We start from the raw sequence: 15,634 nt of genomic DNA on the forward strand, positions 1-15,634 counted from the left end.
CCCGTGCCCCGTCAGGGCAGTTCGGTCACCCGGTCCGTTCCCGGCGGTGCCACCGGGCTCCGGGCCGTGAGGTAGTCGGTCAGCGCGGTGATGTCGTCGCCGCCTCCGACCGTGTTCTTGCCCTCGGCGAAGGTGGTGAAGCCGTCGCCGCCTGCCGCGAGGAAGGTGTTGGCGGTCACGCGGTACGTGGTCTCCGGCTTCAGCGGCTCACCGTTCAGCTTGATCGACGCCGGGTCGACGCGGTCGCCGACGGGGGCGCTGCCGGAGAAGGAGTAGGTCAGGCCCTTGGAGATGCCCAGCATCAGGGTCGGTGCGCGGGTGCCGGAGTCGTTGAACTGCTGCTCCAGGATCTTCTCGATCTGTGCTCCGGTGAGGTCGACCGACACCAGGGACCCGGCGAAGGGCTGGACGGCGAAGGCCTCGGCGTAGGTGATCTCGCCCGGCATCTCGCCGCCCGTCGAGGAGGCGTGGACGAGGTCCGCCCGTACGCCGCCGGGGTTCATCAACGCGATCTGCGCGCCGCCCCGTTCGGGTGCCGAGGTCGCCGCCAGCTGGGCGTCGGCGACGAGGTTCGCGAGGTCCGACTCGGCGTCGCGGGTCTCTGAGCGGGTGATGTCGGCGGTGACGCTGCCGACAACGCGGTTGGCGAGGGGCGCGGAGAGTGCCTTCCACTTGTCGATGACGGCGGTCTGGTCGGCGTCCTTGGTGACGGTGCGGGTGACGAGGTGGTTCATCGCGGCCACCCGGTCGCGTACGACGTCGCCGGTGCGGCGGTCCACCGGGAGTCGCGTCTCGGTGACGACGCGGCCGAAGGACGAGGCCGAGGTGACCGTGCGGGGGTTGCCTGCCGGGTCGGGCAGGGAGCAGATGTACGGCTGGTGGGTGTGGCCGGTGACGACGGCGTCGATGGCCGGGTCCAGGTGCTCGGCGATGTCGACGATCGGCCCGGAGATGCCGTCGCACTGCCCGTACGAGCCGGCCTGGACGCCGCCCTCGTGGAGCAGGACCACGATCGCCTCGACGCCCTGGCGGCGCAGCTTGCGCGCGGCCGCGTCCGCGGTCTCGACCTCGTCGGTGAAGCGCACGGACGTGATGCCGGACTGGCCGGTCACCTCGGGGGTGCCCTCCAGGGTCATGCCGATGAAGCCGACCTTGACGCCGTCGACCTTCTTGACCCAGGTGGGCGCGAGGAGCGGCTTGCCCGTGGTGCGGTCGAGGACGTTGGCCGCGAGCCACGGGAAGGCGGAGCCGTCGTACGGCTCGCCCTCGATGTAGCAGCCGTCCTCGGGGTGGCAGCCTCCGTGCTGGATGCGCAGCAGTTCCTCGGTGCCCTCGTCGAACTCGTGGTTGCCGACGCTCGTGACGTCCAGGTGCAGCTTCTCCATGGACTCGACGGTCGGTTCGTCGTGGAAGAGGCCGGAGAGGAAGGGGCTGGCGCCTATGACGTCACCGGCGGCCACGGTCAGCGAGGCGTCGGTGCCCTCGCGGAGCTGCTTGAGACGGGCCGCCAGGTACTCGGCGCCGCCGACCGGTGTGGACTTCGCGTCCAGCTTGGAGCCGAGGTTGGCGTCACGGCCCGTGGGCGGCTCCAGGTTGCCGTGGAAGTCGTTGAAGGAGAGCAGTTGGACGTCGACCGTGGACGGCTGCTTCGGGGTGGTGGGAAGACCACCGGTCAGGAGCCCGGGACGGACGGACAGCAGATGGAACTTGGTGGCGCTGCCGTTGAAGCCGAAGTTGTCGTCGGCGACCAGGACGAGCGTGCGGGAGCCGTCGGGCAGGGTCGGGCCCCAGGTGATGCCCTCGACGTTGTCGGCGTCCGTGCCGGAGAGGGTGAAGTCGTAGAGCAGCCTCTTCGGCATGGGCTTCTCGGAGCCGGTCAGGGCCGACCTGCCGTCGATGTCGGTCGCGCCGCGCGTGGTGGTCCAGTACAGACGGATCGCGAAGCCGACACCGGACGCGAAGGAGCGCTCGACGGTGAGGTAGTCGGTCTTGTTGATCGCGAGGATCTCGGACACTCCCCGGTCCGCCGAGTACGTGCCGACGGGGGCCGGCAGCGGCGCGGTGGGCGCGGCGGAGATCGGGTCGACCTCGTAGACGTGCTCCGCCTCCGCCTTGCCGGTACGGCGGTCCATCACCAGCAGCCGGGAGGGGCTCTTCGCGGTCAGTCCGGCGGCCGGGCCGTCCTGGACGAGCGCGTTCTCGGTGATCGTGACGGCCTTCCGGCCGTCCGGGGAGAGGGTCAGCCCCTCCAGAGCCTGGTTGTTGCGAATCCCGGCGGTGAGCGTGCCCGACGTCGAGCGGACGGGGGCGTACGCCTTGGGCAGCGGCAGTTCGCGTATGTACGCGCCGGACGCGGACGTCTCACGGACGAACGCCGGCTGCCCGGAGGCCGAGGCCCCCTCGCTGGTCCACAGCAGGCCCTTGCCGTCCGGGTTCCAGCGGATCGCCTCGGGGTCGACGGCCTTGGCGGCGAAGGGTTCGCCGGTCGTGTCGTCGAGGACGGTCAGGGCGTCGAGGGCGGGCTTGTCGGCGGCGAACTTCTTGCCCTTCAGAGGGAGTTGGAGGGTGTAGAAGCGCGCCTTGCCGTTCTCGGAGCGGTCGTCGCTGAGGGCTGCGTACGTGTGGGTCCTCGGGTCGTAGTCGATGCCGGACAGGCCGCCGAAGGGCATGCCGAGTTCGGTGGTTCCGGCGGGGACGGTGAGAGTGTCGAGGAGGGTGATGCCGTTCTGCGTCTTCTGGACGCTGTCCGCTTCGGGGGCCGCGTCCGCCGCGAAGCCGCCGGCGAAGGTGAGGCCGCCGAGGAGTGCGGAGGCGGTGAGGGCGGCGAGCGTCGCGCGTCTGCGGCGGACTCGGTGGCTGTTTCCGTGTCTGGGCATGGCTGGGCGTCCCTTCTCGGAGGGGTGAGGGTGGGCCGATGAGGCGAGGGTGGGCCGATGTGGCGAGGGTGGCAGTGGATCTAACAAACGTTTGGGAGATCTAACAAACGTTTGGGAGATGCCCGACAAACGTTTGGGAGATGCCCGACAAACGTTTGGTCTACAGCGAGGCCGGTGCCACCTCCCCCGCGCCCCGCCGCTTCCTGCGCCACGCGTACAGCGCGAGGGCGACGAGCGTCATGGCGTACGGGATGGTCGACACCAACTGCGGTGGTACGTCAAGGGTGCCGAGCTGCACTGCCAGGGCCTCGGCCGCGCCGAAGCCGAGGGCGGCGAGGAAGACGCCCCAGGGGCGCAGGCCGCCGAGGAAGACCGCGGCGAGGGCGATGAAGCCGCGGCCGGCGGTCATGTCCCGGACGAAGAAGGAGACGTACCCCATGCTGAGGAAGACCCCGGCGAGGCCGGCGAACGCGCCGCTGAGGGCGAGCCCGGCGTACTGGACACGCCGTACCGCGATGCCGACCGAGGCGGCGGCGTCCGGCATCTCGCCGACCGCGCGGAGGTGGAAGCCGAAGCGGGTGCGGTAGAAGAGCCAGGCGACGAAGGGAGCGGCGAGGAAGGCCAGCCAGGTGACCATGTTCTGGCCGCTCAGCACCTCGCCCACCACCGGGATGTGCTCGATGCCGGGCAGGGTGATCGTCGGCAGGGTGCCGCTCCTGAGGCCGGAGGTGCCGCCCTTGTCGTCGAGGAGGGTGAAGACGGCGTAGGCGGTGCCGCCGGAGGCGAGCAGGTTGAGGCCGATGCCGGCGATGATCGCGTCGGCGCCCAGCTCCAGGCGGAGCGCGGCGAGCAGCAGGCCGAGGAGGACGGCCACGGCGACCCCGGAGAGGGCACCGGCGGCGATCGATCCGCTGTATCCGGCGACCAGCGCGCCCGTGCAGGCGGCGCTCAGCATCTGGCCCTCCAGGGCGATGTTGCTGATGCCGGCGCGTTCGGCGACGAGTCCGCCCATGGCGGCGAGGAGGTAGGGGGTCGCGACGCGCAGGACGGCCGCGAGGAAGGCGCTGCTGAGGACGACGTCGAGGACGGCGTTCATCGGGCACCCGCCTTCCCGTGCGCGGCGCCCGCCTGCCCCCGCGAGGTGCCGGCCTGCCTGCGTGCGAGGCGCCGCTTGAGGAGGTCCGGGAGGGCCTGGGCGGTGACCAGCAGCACGATGACCGCCTGGATCACGACCACGATCTCCGTGCCCACGTCCGTCTGTTGTTCCATGATGTCTCCCCCGGCACGCAGGTAGGAGTAGAAGAGGCCGGCGACCACGACGACCAGCGGGTTGTTCCGGGCGAGCAGCGCCACCACGATCCCCTCGAAGGCGAGGCTCCCGGCGAGCCCGGGCTCCAGGCGTCCGTACACGCCCTGCACGAGGTGCGCTCCGGCCAGGCCCGCGACGGCTCCGCCGATGACGAAGCTCCACTCGATGGCGCGGGGCACCCGGATACCGCCGTACTCGGCGAAGTGCGGGTTGGAGCCGGTCATCCGGATGCGGTAGCCGAGCGGGGTGCGGGCGATGAGCAGCCAGAGCGCGACGGCGGTGAGCAGCATCAGCGGGAAGCCGACGTTCGCGCGGCCGAAGGGGATGCCGAGCCATTCGGTGAGCGGGGTGAGTGCGGAGTCCGGCTGGATGCGCTCCGAGTGGACGGCACTGCTTCCCGGCTCCTTCAGCGGGCCGTTGACCAGGTAGTCGTAGACACGGACGACGATGGCGTTGAGCATCAGCGTCGCCACGATCTCGTTGGCGCCGAGCCGGGCCTTCATCGATCCCGGTACGAAGCCCATGCCGGCCCCGGCCGCCGCCGCGGCGGCCAACGGGACGATCACGGCGGCGACGGGCGGCAGCGGCAGGAAGATCGCGACCGTGGCCGCCGCCAGCGCGCCCGCGTACAGCTGACTCTCGGCGCCCAGGCTGATCTGGCGGGCCCGGAAGGGGATGGCCACCGACAGGCCGAGCAGGGTGAGCGTGGTGGCGTCCTCCAGCCAGCGTCCGACACGGAAGGAGCGCTCCAACGGGCCGGTGAGCAGGGCCTCGTACGCCCGTACCGGGTCCTTGCCGGTGGCGAGCATGACGAGGAAGCCGATGGCGAGGGCGGCCAGGATCGTCGCCAGGGTCATGCTGAGGTCGACGGCGAGGCCGCGGCGCCGGGTGGCCTTGTACTCCCGGCGGTCCTCGCTCTCGATGCGGGTCCTCGGAGGGCTGGTGGTCATTCGGCGGTCGCCTTCCCGGAATCGCCGGAATCGTCGTCGTCCGGGTCGGTCTTGGGGTCGGGGTTGGTGCCGACGTGCGGGCCGGTCGCGGGGCCGGGGCCAGTGTCGGCGTGCGGGCCGGTCGCAGGGTCCGGACCGGCGCCGACGTGCGGGCCGGACGCGAGGTCCGGACCGGCGCCGACGTGCGAGCCGGACGCGGGGCCCGGACCGGGCGTGGGCTGCGGACCGGTGCCGACGTGCGGACCGGACGCGGGGCCCGGACCGGCGCCGACGTGCGAGCCGGACGCGAGGTCCGGACCGGCGCCGACGTGCGAGCCGGACGCGGGATCCGGACCGGCGCCGACGTGCGAGCCGGACGCGGGATCCGGACCGGGCGTGGGCTGCGGACCGGTGCCGACGTGCGGACCGGACGCGGGGCCCGGACCGGGCGTGGGCTGCGGACCGGTCGTGGGCCGCGGACCGGTCGTGGGCCGCGGACCGGTCGTGGGCCGCGGACCGGTCGTGGGCCGCGGACCGGTCATGGGGGCCGGGTCCGGCGTGGGGTTGGTCTCGGCCACGCCGCCCGCACCTGCCGCATCACCGGCACCCGTCGCATCCGCCGTGCCCTCCAACTCCGCTGTCAGCCGGCCACGGTCGTGCTGCTCGACGCCGAGCATGTACAGGCCGACCTGCTTCTCCGTGAGGCCGGTCGTGTCGTCGAAGCGGCCGACGAGGCGGCCGTCCTTGAGGACGAGCAACCGGTCGGAGAGGGCGAGGAGTTCGGTGAGGTCGGCGGAGATGAGGAGGACGGCGGCGTCCTCGTCCCGGGCGGCGACGAGACGCTCGTACATGAAGCGCATGGCGCCGATGTCCACTCCGCGCGTGACCTGGGAGGCGATCAACAGCCTTGGCGCGGCGGAGAGTTCACGGGCGACGACGACCTTCTGCATGTTGCCGCCGGACAGCGCGCGCACCGGGACGGACGGATCGGGGGTGCGGATCGCGTAGTCCGCGATGAGTTGCTCGGCGTGGGCGCGTACCGCTGCCGGGCGCAGGACTCCCCGGCGGGCGAGGGGCGGACGGTCGTGCCGGTCGACGACGAGGTTGTCGGCGATGGACTCGTCCAGGGCGGCCCCGTCGTGGAGGCGGTCCTCGGGGACGTATCCGATGCCGGCCCGGCGGTGGCCCGCGACGTCCAGACCGGCGGTGTCGGTGTCTGCGACGCGGACGGTCCCCGCACTCGGTCGCCGCAACCCGGCCAGGATCTCGGCGAGTTCGGTCTGCCCGTTACCCTCGATGCCGGCCACGCCGACGATCTCACCCGCCGCGACGTCGAAGTCGAGCCCGTGCAGGGACTGGCCGGTCGGGGCGTCGTACGCCAGGCCCCGCACCCGCAACGTGGTCCCGGCGCGCCTCGCCGGAGCCCGGACCACATCGAGGGACATCTCACGGCCGACCATCAGCGCGGCCAGGGAGCGCTCGGTGGTGTCGGCGGTGGCGACGGTCCCGACCAGGGCACCAGCGCGCATCACGCTCACCTTGTCGCTGATCTCCCGTACCTCGCGCAGCTTGTGGGAGATGAACAGCACGGTCATCCCGCCGTCGCGCAGGCGTCGCACGGCGGCGAACAGGTCCTCCGTCTCCTGCGGGGTGAGGACGGCGGTCGGCTCGTCAAGGATCAGCACCCGGGCACGGCGGTGAAGGGCCTTGAGGATCTCGGCGCGCTGGCGCATGCCGACCGACACCTCGTCGATGCGGGCCGGCGGGTCTACGGCGAGCCCGGCCTCCTCGGCAAGGCGGGCGGTCGCCTCGACGGCCGCCTTGGCGTCGACCAGGCCCCGGCGGCCGGGCTCGACGCCGAGGACGACGTTCTGGGCGACCGTGAATGACGGCACCAGCATCAGGTTCTGGTGGACCATGCCCACGCCGAGCGCGATCGCGGGAGCCGGGCCGCGCAGCACGCGGGGCCGGCCGCCGATCAGGATCTCGCCGGAGGTGGGCTGCTCCAGGCCGTAGAACAGCTTCATCAGCGTGGACTTGCCCGCGCCGTTCTCGCCGACGACCGCGCGGATCTCACCGGCCGGTACGTCGAGGTCGACACCCCGGACCGCGCGCACACCGTTGGCGTACGTCTTGGTGACCGCGCGGGTGGCGACGGCGGGCCCGGCCGGGTCCCATGACTCGTTCATCTCAAGGCCGATCAGAGGTCGGTTCGGGGGTCAGAAGGCGCTGGGGACCGTGAGGGAACCGGACTTCACCTTGTCGGCGGCCTCCTGGAGTTCGGTGCGGATCCTCTCCGGCACGATCTCCTGGAAGTGGTCGTCGTCGACGTAGCCGACCGCGTCCTCGGCGAGACCGACGCTCTCGACGGCGCCGTACTTCACGGCGTTCTTCCTGTCGTCCTCGGCGGCCTTGTAGAGGGCGTTGCCGACGTTCTTGAGGATGGAGGTGACGACGGTGTTCTTCTGGGCGCTGTCGGTGAGGGTCTGGTACTGGTCGGAGTCGACGCCGAAGGTGTGGCGCCCGGCGCTCGCGGCCGACTCGAAGGTGCCGAGTCCGGAGAGCCCGGCGACCGGCCAGACCAGGGCGGCTCCCCGCCCGTACATCGCGGTGGAGATCTCCTTGCCCTTGGCCGGGTCGCCGAAGGGCTTGTCGCCGCCGACGTACTGCACGAGGACGTCGGAGTTCTTGCCGCCGGCCTCCTTGAATCCGGCCTTGAATCCGACGATGAAGTCCTCGATGACGGGGATCTTCACACCGCCGATGACTCCTACCTTGTTCAGGGATTCGGCGCCCTTGAGTGCTTTCTCGGCAACCAGCTTCTCGGCGAGGAATCCGGCCAGATATCCGCCCTCGTTCTGCTTGAAGGTCACCGAGTAGACGTTCTCGCACTTGTTGGAACAGCCGTTCTTGCCGGTGTAGTCGACGGCCGAATCGAACACCCAGAACTTCTTGTCCGGGTACTGCGGGGCGAGTTCACCGATGTAGTCGGTGACGTCGAACGTGCCGGCCGCGAGGATGTCGTAGTCGTCGGCCGCCGCCGCGTCCTCGAAGCCCGGCTCCCACTTGGTGCGGTCCTGGCCCAGCTCCACCACCTTCAACTCGTAGCCGAGCTCGCTCTCCGCCCGCTTCAGGCCCTCGTGGGCGGAGTCGAAGAACGACTTGTCGCCGAGTCCGCCATTGACCACCAATTTGATCCGGGTCTTTCCGGAGGAGGCCGACCCGGAGTCGTCCGAGCCCGATCCCCCGCACGCGGCCAGTACAAGCATTCCCGTCACCGCGACGGCGGCGCCCGGTCCGTAACTTCTCATCGTCATCGATCTCCTGATCATTTCTGCTCTCACTATGGGGAAGGGGAGGGGGTTGGGTCGACAGTAGGAAGTGCAAAACGTTTTGGCTATGCCGACGGGTTTCTGTTTGATTTCTTCCAGGGGAAATTCAGTCGTCTTCAGCCATCGGCGAGCAGCGCGGCCGCGGCGATGCGTACGGCCCGGTCGAAGCCGGTCTCCCGGTCCGTGGCGGACAGGGCCTCCCCGGTGCGCACGTGGTCCGACACGGTCAGTACGGCGAGCGCCTCGCCGCCCTCCGCCGCGGCCACGGCGTACAGCCCGGCCGCCTCCATCTCGACCGCGAGGGTGCCCCGGCGCTCGAGGGCGTCGAAGACGGCGGGCCGGTCGAGATAGAAGTGGTCGCTGGAGAACACCGGGCCGATGTGCACGGCCACCCCGTCCGACGCCTCCCGTTCGACGGCGTCCGCCGCGTCCACGGCCGCGCGCAGCGACCGGTAGGAGGGGGCGAGGGAGAGCGTCACGCCGTCCACCAGGAGGCGACTGACGCTGGAGTCGGTGTGCGCGGCGGAGGCGATGACGACGTCCCGTACGGCGACCGAGGCGGGCAGCGCGCCCGCCGTGCCGACCCGGATGATCCGGCGGGCCCCGTAGTACCGGAACAGTTCCGTGGCGTAGATCGACACCGACGGGATGCCCATGCCGGAGGCGAGGACGGACATCGGTACGCCCCGGTGGGTGCCGGTGTATCCGAGGATGCCGCGCACGTCGGTGACGAGCCGGGCGTCGTCGAGGAACGTCTCGGCGATCCGCTGTGCCCGGCGCGGGTCGCCCGGCATGAGCACGAGGGGGGCGAAATCGCCGGAGGCGGCGCAGATGTGGGGGGTGCCGACGGGTGCGGGGACGGGGGCCGGCAGCCGGTCGCCATCGGTCCGCTGACCGGGCACGGGCAGCGGCATGCCGTCCGACGCGGCCGGGGCGCCGACGTCTTCGGCGGCGCTCACAGCTTCTCCCCCGCGAGCCAGCGCACCAGGCGGTCCCACAGCTCGGGGTAGCCGTCCCACTCCAGGAACGGCGGCGGGGCCCAATGCGGAGCCACGTCGGAGGTGAACGCCGCCGACCGGCCCGTGCCGTGGCCGCCGACGGCCAGCAGCGGATGCCCGGCGCATACGGCGAGCAGCGCGGCGTCCGGTCGTACGGCGACCTCGTTGAGGCCGAGGAGCGCGGGCCAGGTCCGGTCGAGTCCGGCCACGACCGTGTGCCCACCCACCACTTCGGGTACGGCTCCGGCCGGCAGCTCCACCCGGTCGTCGCGGTCCAGCATCGTCACCGGTAGCGCGGCGGCCAGCGGCGTACGCCCCCAGCGGGCGCGGGCGTCGATACCGCTGAACGTGAGGTAGCCGCCGATCATCAGCACCCCGCCCCCGCGCTCGACGAAGTCCCGCACCAGCTCGGAGCGGTCGGGCGCGGGCTCGGACCGGTTGAAGGTCTCCGGCGGCAGCTGGAAGCTGTTGGCCCCGACGTCGCTGATGACCACGACGTCGTACGCGTCGAAGCCGTCGGCGGTGTCCGGGACCCGGGTGGGTATCTCGTGCGCGGGCACGTATGTCACCTCGTGGCCGCGTGCGCGCAGCGCGTCGAGGAAGACGCCGCCGCCCTCGGTGTACTCGGCGGTGTGAAAGGCGTCGAAGCCCTTCTGATGGACCGTGTACGTGAACCAGGACTCGCCGATGACGAGGACTCGGGGCATGGGTGAACCGCCTTTCTTTCGGGGCAACTTCGGGGCGTTCATGGAGTTGTCGCGTGCTTCCGGGCACGGGGACATGGCCGCGTGGCGTCACGGCGTCCGGGATGGAGGGGAGGCGTCCGGGTCAGCGGGAGGCGGCGGGTGGCGCCGTGCTCCCCCGTACCTTCAGTTCGACGGGGAGCGTGTGCCGGGACGCGGGCGGTACCTCGCCCCGGGAGACGTACTGGAGGAGTTGCGCGGTGGCGGTGCGGCCGACGTCGTAGGCGGGCTGGTGAACGGTGGTCAGCGGCGGGTTGACGAGCGAGGCGGCCCGGATGTCGTCGAAGCCGACGACGGAGACGTCGTCCGGCACGGACAGTCCGGCCTCCCGGAGCGCGGCGAGCGCGCCGAACGCCATCAGGTCGTTGGCCGCGAACACGGCCGTACGGCCCTCGAAGCCGCCCTCGTCGAGGAGTTCGGCGACCAGCCGGTACCCGGACTCCTCCTTGAAGTCGCCCGCCCGTTCGACGACATCACCGTGGAAGGCCTGGCGGAAGCCGTGCGCGCGGGACGCGCCGCTCCTCAGGTCGCGGGGGCCGGTCAGCATCAGGGCCCGGCGGTGGCCGAGCGCCCGCAGGTGCTCGCCGACCAGTCGGCCGCCCGCCTCATGGTCGGCGCTGGCGATGAGCGCGCCGCTCAGCCCCTCGACCTCCTCGTCGGCGAGGGCGATCGGGAACTTGCCCATCAGCGCCTCCAGCCGCCGTCGGGACGGGGGCGACCCGGAGGCGTACACCATGCCGTCGATGAAACGGCTGCGGATCATGCCGAGGTAGCGGTCCTCGCGGTCGGCGTCGAACTCGGTGTTGCACAGGATCAGCCCGTAGCCGAGGTCGTGGGCGGCGTCCTCGGCGCCCTTGGCCAGCTCGGCGAAGAAGGTGTTGCTGATGTCCGGGATCAGCAGCCCGATCACGGAGGTGGACCCGGCCTGGAGGCTGCGGGCCAGCGAGGCGGGGACGTATCCCAACCGGTTGACCACACTGCGCACCCGGGCGGCGGTCTCCTCGTTCACCGGCCGGTTGCCGCTCAGCACATGCGAGACGGTGGTGGGACTGACCCCGGCCGCCGCGGCCACGTCCTTGATGGAGGCGGCCCGGCGGACGGCCGACCGATCGTGCCCCGATCGGTCGTGGTTCGGCCGGTCGTGGGCGGGCCGGTCATAGGCGGGCCGGTCATAGGCGGGCCGGTCATGGGCGGCCCCGGATCCGTACAGCTCACGGGTCATAGTGCTGCACCGCCCTTCCGTTGGAAGTGTCGAGGATCCGCGCCACGCGGGCGTCGGCCTCGGCGAGCAGGGCGGGCTCGTCGACGGTGAGCAGCCGCCCGTCACGCATCAGGACCCGTCCGTCGACGACGACGGTGCGTACGTCGCTGGCGCGGGCGCTGTAGACGAGTGCGGCGCGCGGGTCGTGCAGCGGACGGCAGTGCGGGCCGGACAGATCGGTGAGGACGATGTCTGCACGCATGCCCGGCTCCAGCGCACCGATCCGGTTCTGGAGGCCGAGGGCCCGCGCCCCGCCCCGCACGACCAGCCGCAGCGTGTCCGAGACGGTCATCCAGGTCGCGTCCCGCACCGCCTGCTTCTGCGTGAGCGCGACCAGCCGCAGCGCCTCCCACACGTCCAGTGTGTTGTGCCCGGCGGCCCCGTCCGTGCCGACGGCCACGGTGACCCCGGCGGCCAACAGGTCACGGACCGGCGTCAGCGGGGACAGGGCGTGCTTGAGGTACACCTTCGGGCAGCAGGCCACGGCGGTCGTGGCCGCCTTCTCGCCCAGCAGCGGAAGATCCCGCTCGACGATCCCGCAGCCGTGCGCGATGAGCACGCCCGCGTCCAGCACGCCGGTCTCGTGCAACACCCGGACCGGCGTGACCCCGCGCCGCTCCAGGCTCGACTCCGTCTGTTCCAGATGCTCGGCGGCATGGATGTGCATCCGCACCCCGAGCCGCCGGGCATGGTCGGCCAGGATCCGCAGGTCCTTGTCGTCCACGGTGTACGGCGCGTGCGGCCCGAGCGAGACGGTCACCCGGCCGCCGGCCCCGCCGTGCCACTCCTCCGCGAACGCGACGCCGGCGTTCAGCGCCCGCTCGCCACCACTGCTGAAGTAGGTGGGCGCGATGTCGGCCCGCAGCCCGGTCTCGGCGACCGCCTCGGCGATCTGCCCGGGGAAGAAGTAGTGGTCCGCGAAGGTCGTGACCCCCGACCTGATCATCTCCGCACAGGCCAGCCGCGCCCCGACCCGCACGTCCTCGGCGGTCAGGTTGGACTCCATCGGCCACACCCGGTCGTTGAACCACCCCTCGACCGTCACGTCCTCGGCCGCGCCCCGCATCAGCACCATCGGGCTGTGCGTATGCGCGTTCACGAGCCCGGGCAGGGCCAGCAGGCCACGCCCGTCGACCACCTCCGCGCCCCGCTCCCCCGGCCGCTCCTCCCCCGTCGGCCGTACGTCCGCGATGACGCCGTCCTCCACCACGATGTCCTGCCCGGGCAGCACGTCACACTCGCCCGCCACGGGGACGCGCAGCACGTCACAGCCGCGCACCAGGAGGCGGTGGCGGGCAGCGGAAGGGGTCGTTCTGTCGTTCATGCGGCACAAGCTAGATATCCAAAACGTTTTGCACAACAACGAGACGCTTTGGATGTCCGGATGGGATGTCCGGATGGGATGTCCGGATGTTTCCGGCGGCCGCCCTCACACCGCCGTCTGGAACGACCTCGGCGAGTTCGTCGACGTCGCCGCGGGCGAGGGCGTCGACGGCCCAGCTCCTGGGTGGACGTTGGGTGGTGTCGTCGTACTTCATCGGGTATCGACTTGCTCCTCGGGCTGAAGCCCGAGGATTCTGGCCTTCTCTCCGTTGCTGTGCCCGCTTAGCGGCACAGGTTTCGGGCGGGGACGCGGCTTCCGCGCGTTTCCCGCGCTCCTTAAGGGGGCGCGGGTGTTGGGAGCTGCTGCCTCTGGAGTGCGTTCAAGAGCGTTTTGATGAGCGGGAGTGAGTGTGGGTGGTCTGTGTCGTGTCGTGTATCTCGGCCGTGGGGTCGCTTTTCGGCAGGGAACTGACGTTCTCGCATCGAATGCGTGACCTTCCCCGGTGGTGCTCGTTTGTCATGGCGGCAGGGTTCTTCGGTGGCATCGGGCGGGGGTGACGGGGTGGGGGAGCTGAGGAGTGTGGCGGAGCCGTTAGTCGCGTTCGGCCCGCATGGTGTGGCCGTGCGGACCCGCCTCAAACTCCTGACGCCCGGCGATGAGCAGGTGCTGCGTCTGGTGGGCGCGCATTTGGGGTCGCTGGCCTCGAAACGGAGAAGACCCGGGAGAAACACGGCCGCCGCACACGCTTCCGGCAGCTGATCTCCGGCATGCCCACCGGCAGACTTCGCGCCCGACTGGCTTCGATGGCCGATCAGACAAGTATCGCGGTCATCACCGTGGACCCGGCCTACACCAGCCGCTGGGGCGCCCAGCACTGGCAGAAACCCCTCACCACCACCCGCACCACCACACGCCACGATGCTGCTGCCGTGGCGATCGGAAGGCGCGCCCAGGGACACCCGATCCGGCGACGGACGACACCGCCCCCACACGACCGGAGCGATCGTGTGGGGCATCGGACCGTCCAGGCCGGACCAGGCGTCCCTGGGCGTGAGGAACCCCGCCCCCGCATCCCCGGACCACGGACACGATCCGTCGGCGCCGGACGCGGAGCGAACGCGGGCAACCAGAACGCCCAACACCGTCCGGGGCGTTCGGCCGAGCACGAGACCTGGCAACAGGACTCACTCCCGCTCAGTCTCTAGGAACGGTGCGGGTCCGCCTGGTCGTGCGGCCCTGCTACGACAGCTGCGACTGCACCTGCGTGGAGATCAGCTCCAGGTGGTCCAGGTCCTCGAGATCGAGAATCTGGAGGTAGAGCCGCTGAGAACCGATGGCCTGGTAACGGGCGATCTTGTCGACGACCTCGGCCGGGGAGCCGGCGAGGCCGTTGGCCTTGAGCTCGTCCACCTGGCGGCCGATCGCGGCGGCACGGCGGGCGACCTCGGCGTCGTCCTTGCCGACGCAGACGACCAGGGCGTTCGAGTACACGAGGTCGTCGGCCTTGCGGCCGGCCTCCTCGACGGCCTTGCGCACCCGGCCGAACTGGCGCTCGCTGTCCTCGATCGAGGCGAACGGCATGTTGAACTCGTCGGCGTACTGCGCGGCGAGCCGCGGGGTGCGGCTCGCGCCGTGGCCGCCGATGAGGACCGGCACCTTTGCCTGCGCGGGCTTGGGCAGCGCGGGAGAGTCGGTCAGCTGGTAGTGGGTGCCCTCGTACGAGAACGTCTTGCCGACCTCGGTGGCCCACAGGCCGGTGACGATGGCCAGCTGCTCCTCCAGACGGCCGAACTTCTCCTTGGGGAAGGGAATGCCGTACGCCTTGTGCTCCTCCTCGAACCAGCCCGCGCCCAGGCCTAGTTCGACGCGGCCGCCGGACATCTGGTCGATCTGCGCGACCTGGATGGCGAGCACGCCGGGCAGGCGGAATGTACCGGCGGTCATCAGGGTGCCGAGGCGGATGCGCTTGGTCTCGCGGGCGAGTCCGGCCAGGGTGATCCAGGCGTCGGTGGGACCGGGCAGGCCGTCCGTCGAGCCCATGCGGAGGTAATGATCGGAGCGAAAGAAGGCATCGAAGCCGAGGTCCTCGGTGGCCTTGGCGACGGTGAGGAGGGTGTCGTAGGTCGCCCCCTGCTGGGGCTCGGTGAAGATGCGAAGATCCATGCCTCCATCCTGCACGCTCGGCCGTCGGTCAACGGCATCGGTCCCCTCGGCGCCACGAATCCACGGTCGGGTGAAAATCCGTCAATCCGGCGTATGGGACGGGCTCGGGCCAGTGACCGGCGGGAACGGTGATCGTTGCTCGGAAGGAGCCGGACCGCCCGGCACCCGTCGCCGGCGGCCGCTGCCGGGACGCCTGCACACGTGCCCCCTCGGGGGGGCGAGGGCCGAGGAGGCCGTCACATGTCCCAGGAAGCCGTGCCGGAGCAGGCTGCCGTGCCTGCTCAGCCGAAGGGTCTGCTCCAGCAGATGGAGGAGCTGATGGCTGCGCTGAACGCAAACCTGTCCCAGCTCGACGCAGACCTCTCGGCGCCGCGTGCCGCTGCCGCGGAGGAGAGCGACACAGCCTGAACCTCCCTGAGCCATGACGCCCGACGCCCGGTTCTCTCCAACGGCCGGGCGTTCGCCTTGCCACCCGGGGGTGCCACCGGGGTTGTTCTCGCCCCCGCCGCCCCTACCCGTCCCTCCCCCACTCTCGGCTTCGCTCGAGCGGGGAGACCCCCATCCAAAGGCTGCGCCCCTTCGACACCTTGGGGGGGGTGGGGTTGTGCGCGGGTGCGGGGCGGTGGGGGCTGGGCGCGCAGTTCCCCGCGCCCCTGAAAACGGCCGGGCGCGACCCGCGCTCTCAAGGGCGCGGGGAAC

12 protein-coding genes and 1 pseudogene are annotated in these 15,634 nt (G+C 71.2%); 2 read left to right on the top strand and 11 right to left on the bottom strand.

Going from position 1 to position 15,634, the window contains the following annotated elements:
* Positions 1–11: 11 nt before the first annotated feature.
* From ACFU53_RS40045 to ACFU53_RS40090, 10 genes are all read right to left on the bottom strand, one after another.
* On the bottom strand, positions 12–2,876 hold the full coding sequence (locus ACFU53_RS40045) for an esterase-like activity of phytase family protein (protein WP_384004305.1): 2,865 nt from the start codon (positions 2,874–2,876) through the stop codon (positions 12–14).
* Between the two features lie 160 nt (positions 2,877–3,036).
* Complete coding sequence (locus ACFU53_RS40050; protein ID WP_384004307.1) at positions 3,037–3,972, bottom strand: ABC transporter permease; 936 nt, start codon at positions 3,970–3,972, stop codon at positions 3,037–3,039.
* A complete protein-coding gene (locus tag ACFU53_RS40055) occupies positions 3,969–5,135 on the bottom strand; it encodes an ABC transporter permease (RefSeq protein WP_384004309.1) in 1,167 nt (388 codons plus the stop codon). Before ACFU53_RS40055 ends, ACFU53_RS40050 begins: the two co-directional genes overlap by 4 nt.
* Entirely contained in the window at positions 5,132–7,303 is a 2,172-nt protein-coding gene (locus tag ACFU53_RS40060) for an ATP-binding cassette domain-containing protein (RefSeq protein WP_384004311.1), read from the bottom strand. The genes ACFU53_RS40055 and ACFU53_RS40060 overlap by 4 nt, the downstream gene beginning before the upstream one ends.
* A 30-nt stretch (positions 7,304–7,333) precedes the next feature.
* Positions 7,334–8,431, bottom strand: coding sequence for a BMP family ABC transporter substrate-binding protein (locus ACFU53_RS40065; protein ID WP_384004313.1), 1,098 nt, complete (start codon positions 8,429–8,431; stop codon positions 7,334–7,336).
* 131 nt (positions 8,432–8,562) lie between these two features.
* Positions 8,563–9,405, bottom strand: coding sequence for a purine-nucleoside phosphorylase (gene deoD / locus ACFU53_RS40070; protein WP_384004315.1), 843 nt, complete (start codon positions 9,403–9,405; stop codon positions 8,563–8,565).
* The gene (locus ACFU53_RS40075) at positions 9,402–10,151 is read right to left on the bottom strand and encodes a glutamine amidotransferase (RefSeq protein ID WP_384004317.1); all 750 of its coding nucleotides are present in this window, start codon (positions 10,149–10,151) and stop codon (positions 9,402–9,404) included. Before ACFU53_RS40075 ends, deoD begins: the two co-directional genes overlap by 4 nt.
* 121 nt (positions 10,152–10,272) lie before the next feature.
* Positions 10,273–11,409 carry a LacI family DNA-binding transcriptional regulator gene (locus ACFU53_RS40080; protein WP_384004319.1) on the bottom strand — a complete coding sequence of 379 codons (1,137 nt, stop codon included), beginning with the start codon at positions 11,407–11,409 and terminating at the stop codon, positions 10,273–10,275.
* Positions 11,399–12,772, bottom strand: a complete 1,374-nt coding sequence (locus tag ACFU53_RS40085; protein WP_384004321.1) for an amidohydrolase — start codon at positions 12,770–12,772, stop codon at positions 11,399–11,401. Before ACFU53_RS40085 ends, ACFU53_RS40080 begins: the two co-directional genes overlap by 11 nt.
* Before the next feature lie 10 nt (positions 12,773–12,782).
* A complete protein-coding gene (locus ACFU53_RS40090; protein WP_384004323.1) occupies positions 12,783–12,986 on the bottom strand; it encodes a hypothetical protein in 204 nt (67 codons plus the stop codon).
* A gap of 490 nt (positions 12,987–13,476) precedes the next feature.
* On the opposite strand from ACFU53_RS40090, the pseudogene ACFU53_RS40095 reads away from it, so the two are divergent.
* Positions 13,477–13,977: pseudogene (locus tag ACFU53_RS40095) on the top strand (IS200/IS605 family accessory protein TnpB-related protein); the annotation flags it as partial.
* Positions 13,978–14,011: 34 nt separating this feature from the next.
* On the opposite strand, the gene ACFU53_RS40100 reads toward ACFU53_RS40095, so the two are convergent.
* Positions 14,012–14,935: an LLM class F420-dependent oxidoreductase gene (locus ACFU53_RS40100; RefSeq protein ID WP_384004325.1), complete on the bottom strand. Its 924-nt coding sequence runs from the start codon at positions 14,933–14,935 to the stop codon at positions 14,012–14,014.
* A 240-nt stretch (positions 14,936–15,175) separates the two neighbouring features.
* Between ACFU53_RS40100 and ACFU53_RS40105 the strand changes: the two genes are divergently transcribed.
* Positions 15,176–15,343 (top strand): hypothetical protein, encoded by a 168-nt coding sequence (locus ACFU53_RS40105; RefSeq protein ID WP_384004327.1) that lies wholly within the window; start codon positions 15,176–15,178, stop codon positions 15,341–15,343.
* Positions 15,344–15,634: the final 291 nt, after the last annotated feature.

Source organism: Streptomyces sp. NPDC057474 (assembly GCF_042802555.1).
Taxonomy (GTDB): domain Bacteria; phylum Actinomycetota; class Actinomycetes; order Streptomycetales; family Streptomycetaceae; genus Streptomyces.

What these genes read in the sequence shown, in the direction of transcription:
- ACFU53_RS40045 (WP_384004305.1), bottom strand. Translation starts at nt 2,876, where the DNA reads ATGCCCAGACACGGAAACAGCCACCGAGTCCGCCGCAGACGCGCGACG.
- ACFU53_RS40050 (WP_384004307.1), bottom strand. Translation starts at nt 3,972, where the DNA reads ATGAACGCCGTCCTCGACGTCGTCCTCAGCAGCGCCTTCCTCGCGGCC.
- ACFU53_RS40055 (WP_384004309.1), bottom strand. Translation starts at nt 5,135, where the DNA reads ATGACCACCAGCCCTCCGAGGACCCGCATCGAGAGCGAGGACCGCCGG.
- ACFU53_RS40060 (WP_384004311.1), bottom strand. Translation starts at nt 7,303, where the DNA reads ATGAACGAGTCATGGGACCCGGCCGGGCCCGCCGTCGCCACCCGCGCG.
- ACFU53_RS40065 (WP_384004313.1), bottom strand. Translation starts at nt 8,431, where the DNA reads ATGACGATGAGAAGTTACGGACCGGGCGCCGCCGTCGCGGTGACGGGA.
- ACFU53_RS40075 (WP_384004317.1), bottom strand. Translation starts at nt 10,151, where the DNA reads ATGCCCCGAGTCCTCGTCATCGGCGAGTCCTGGTTCACGTACACGGTC.
- ACFU53_RS40080 (WP_384004319.1), bottom strand. Translation starts at nt 11,409, where the DNA reads ATGACCCGTGAGCTGTACGGATCCGGGGCCGCCCATGACCGGCCCGCC.
- ACFU53_RS40085 (WP_384004321.1), bottom strand. Translation starts at nt 12,772, where the DNA reads ATGAACGACAGAACGACCCCTTCCGCTGCCCGCCACCGCCTCCTGGTG.
- ACFU53_RS40090 (WP_384004323.1), bottom strand. Translation starts at nt 12,986, where the DNA reads ATGAAGTACGACGACACCACCCAACGTCCACCCAGGAGCTGGGCCGTC.
- ACFU53_RS40100 (WP_384004325.1), bottom strand. Translation starts at nt 14,935, where the DNA reads ATGGATCTTCGCATCTTCACCGAGCCCCAGCAGGGGGCGACCTACGAC.
- ACFU53_RS40105 (WP_384004327.1), top strand. Translation starts at nt 15,176, where the DNA reads ATGTCCCAGGAAGCCGTGCCGGAGCAGGCTGCCGTGCCTGCTCAGCCG.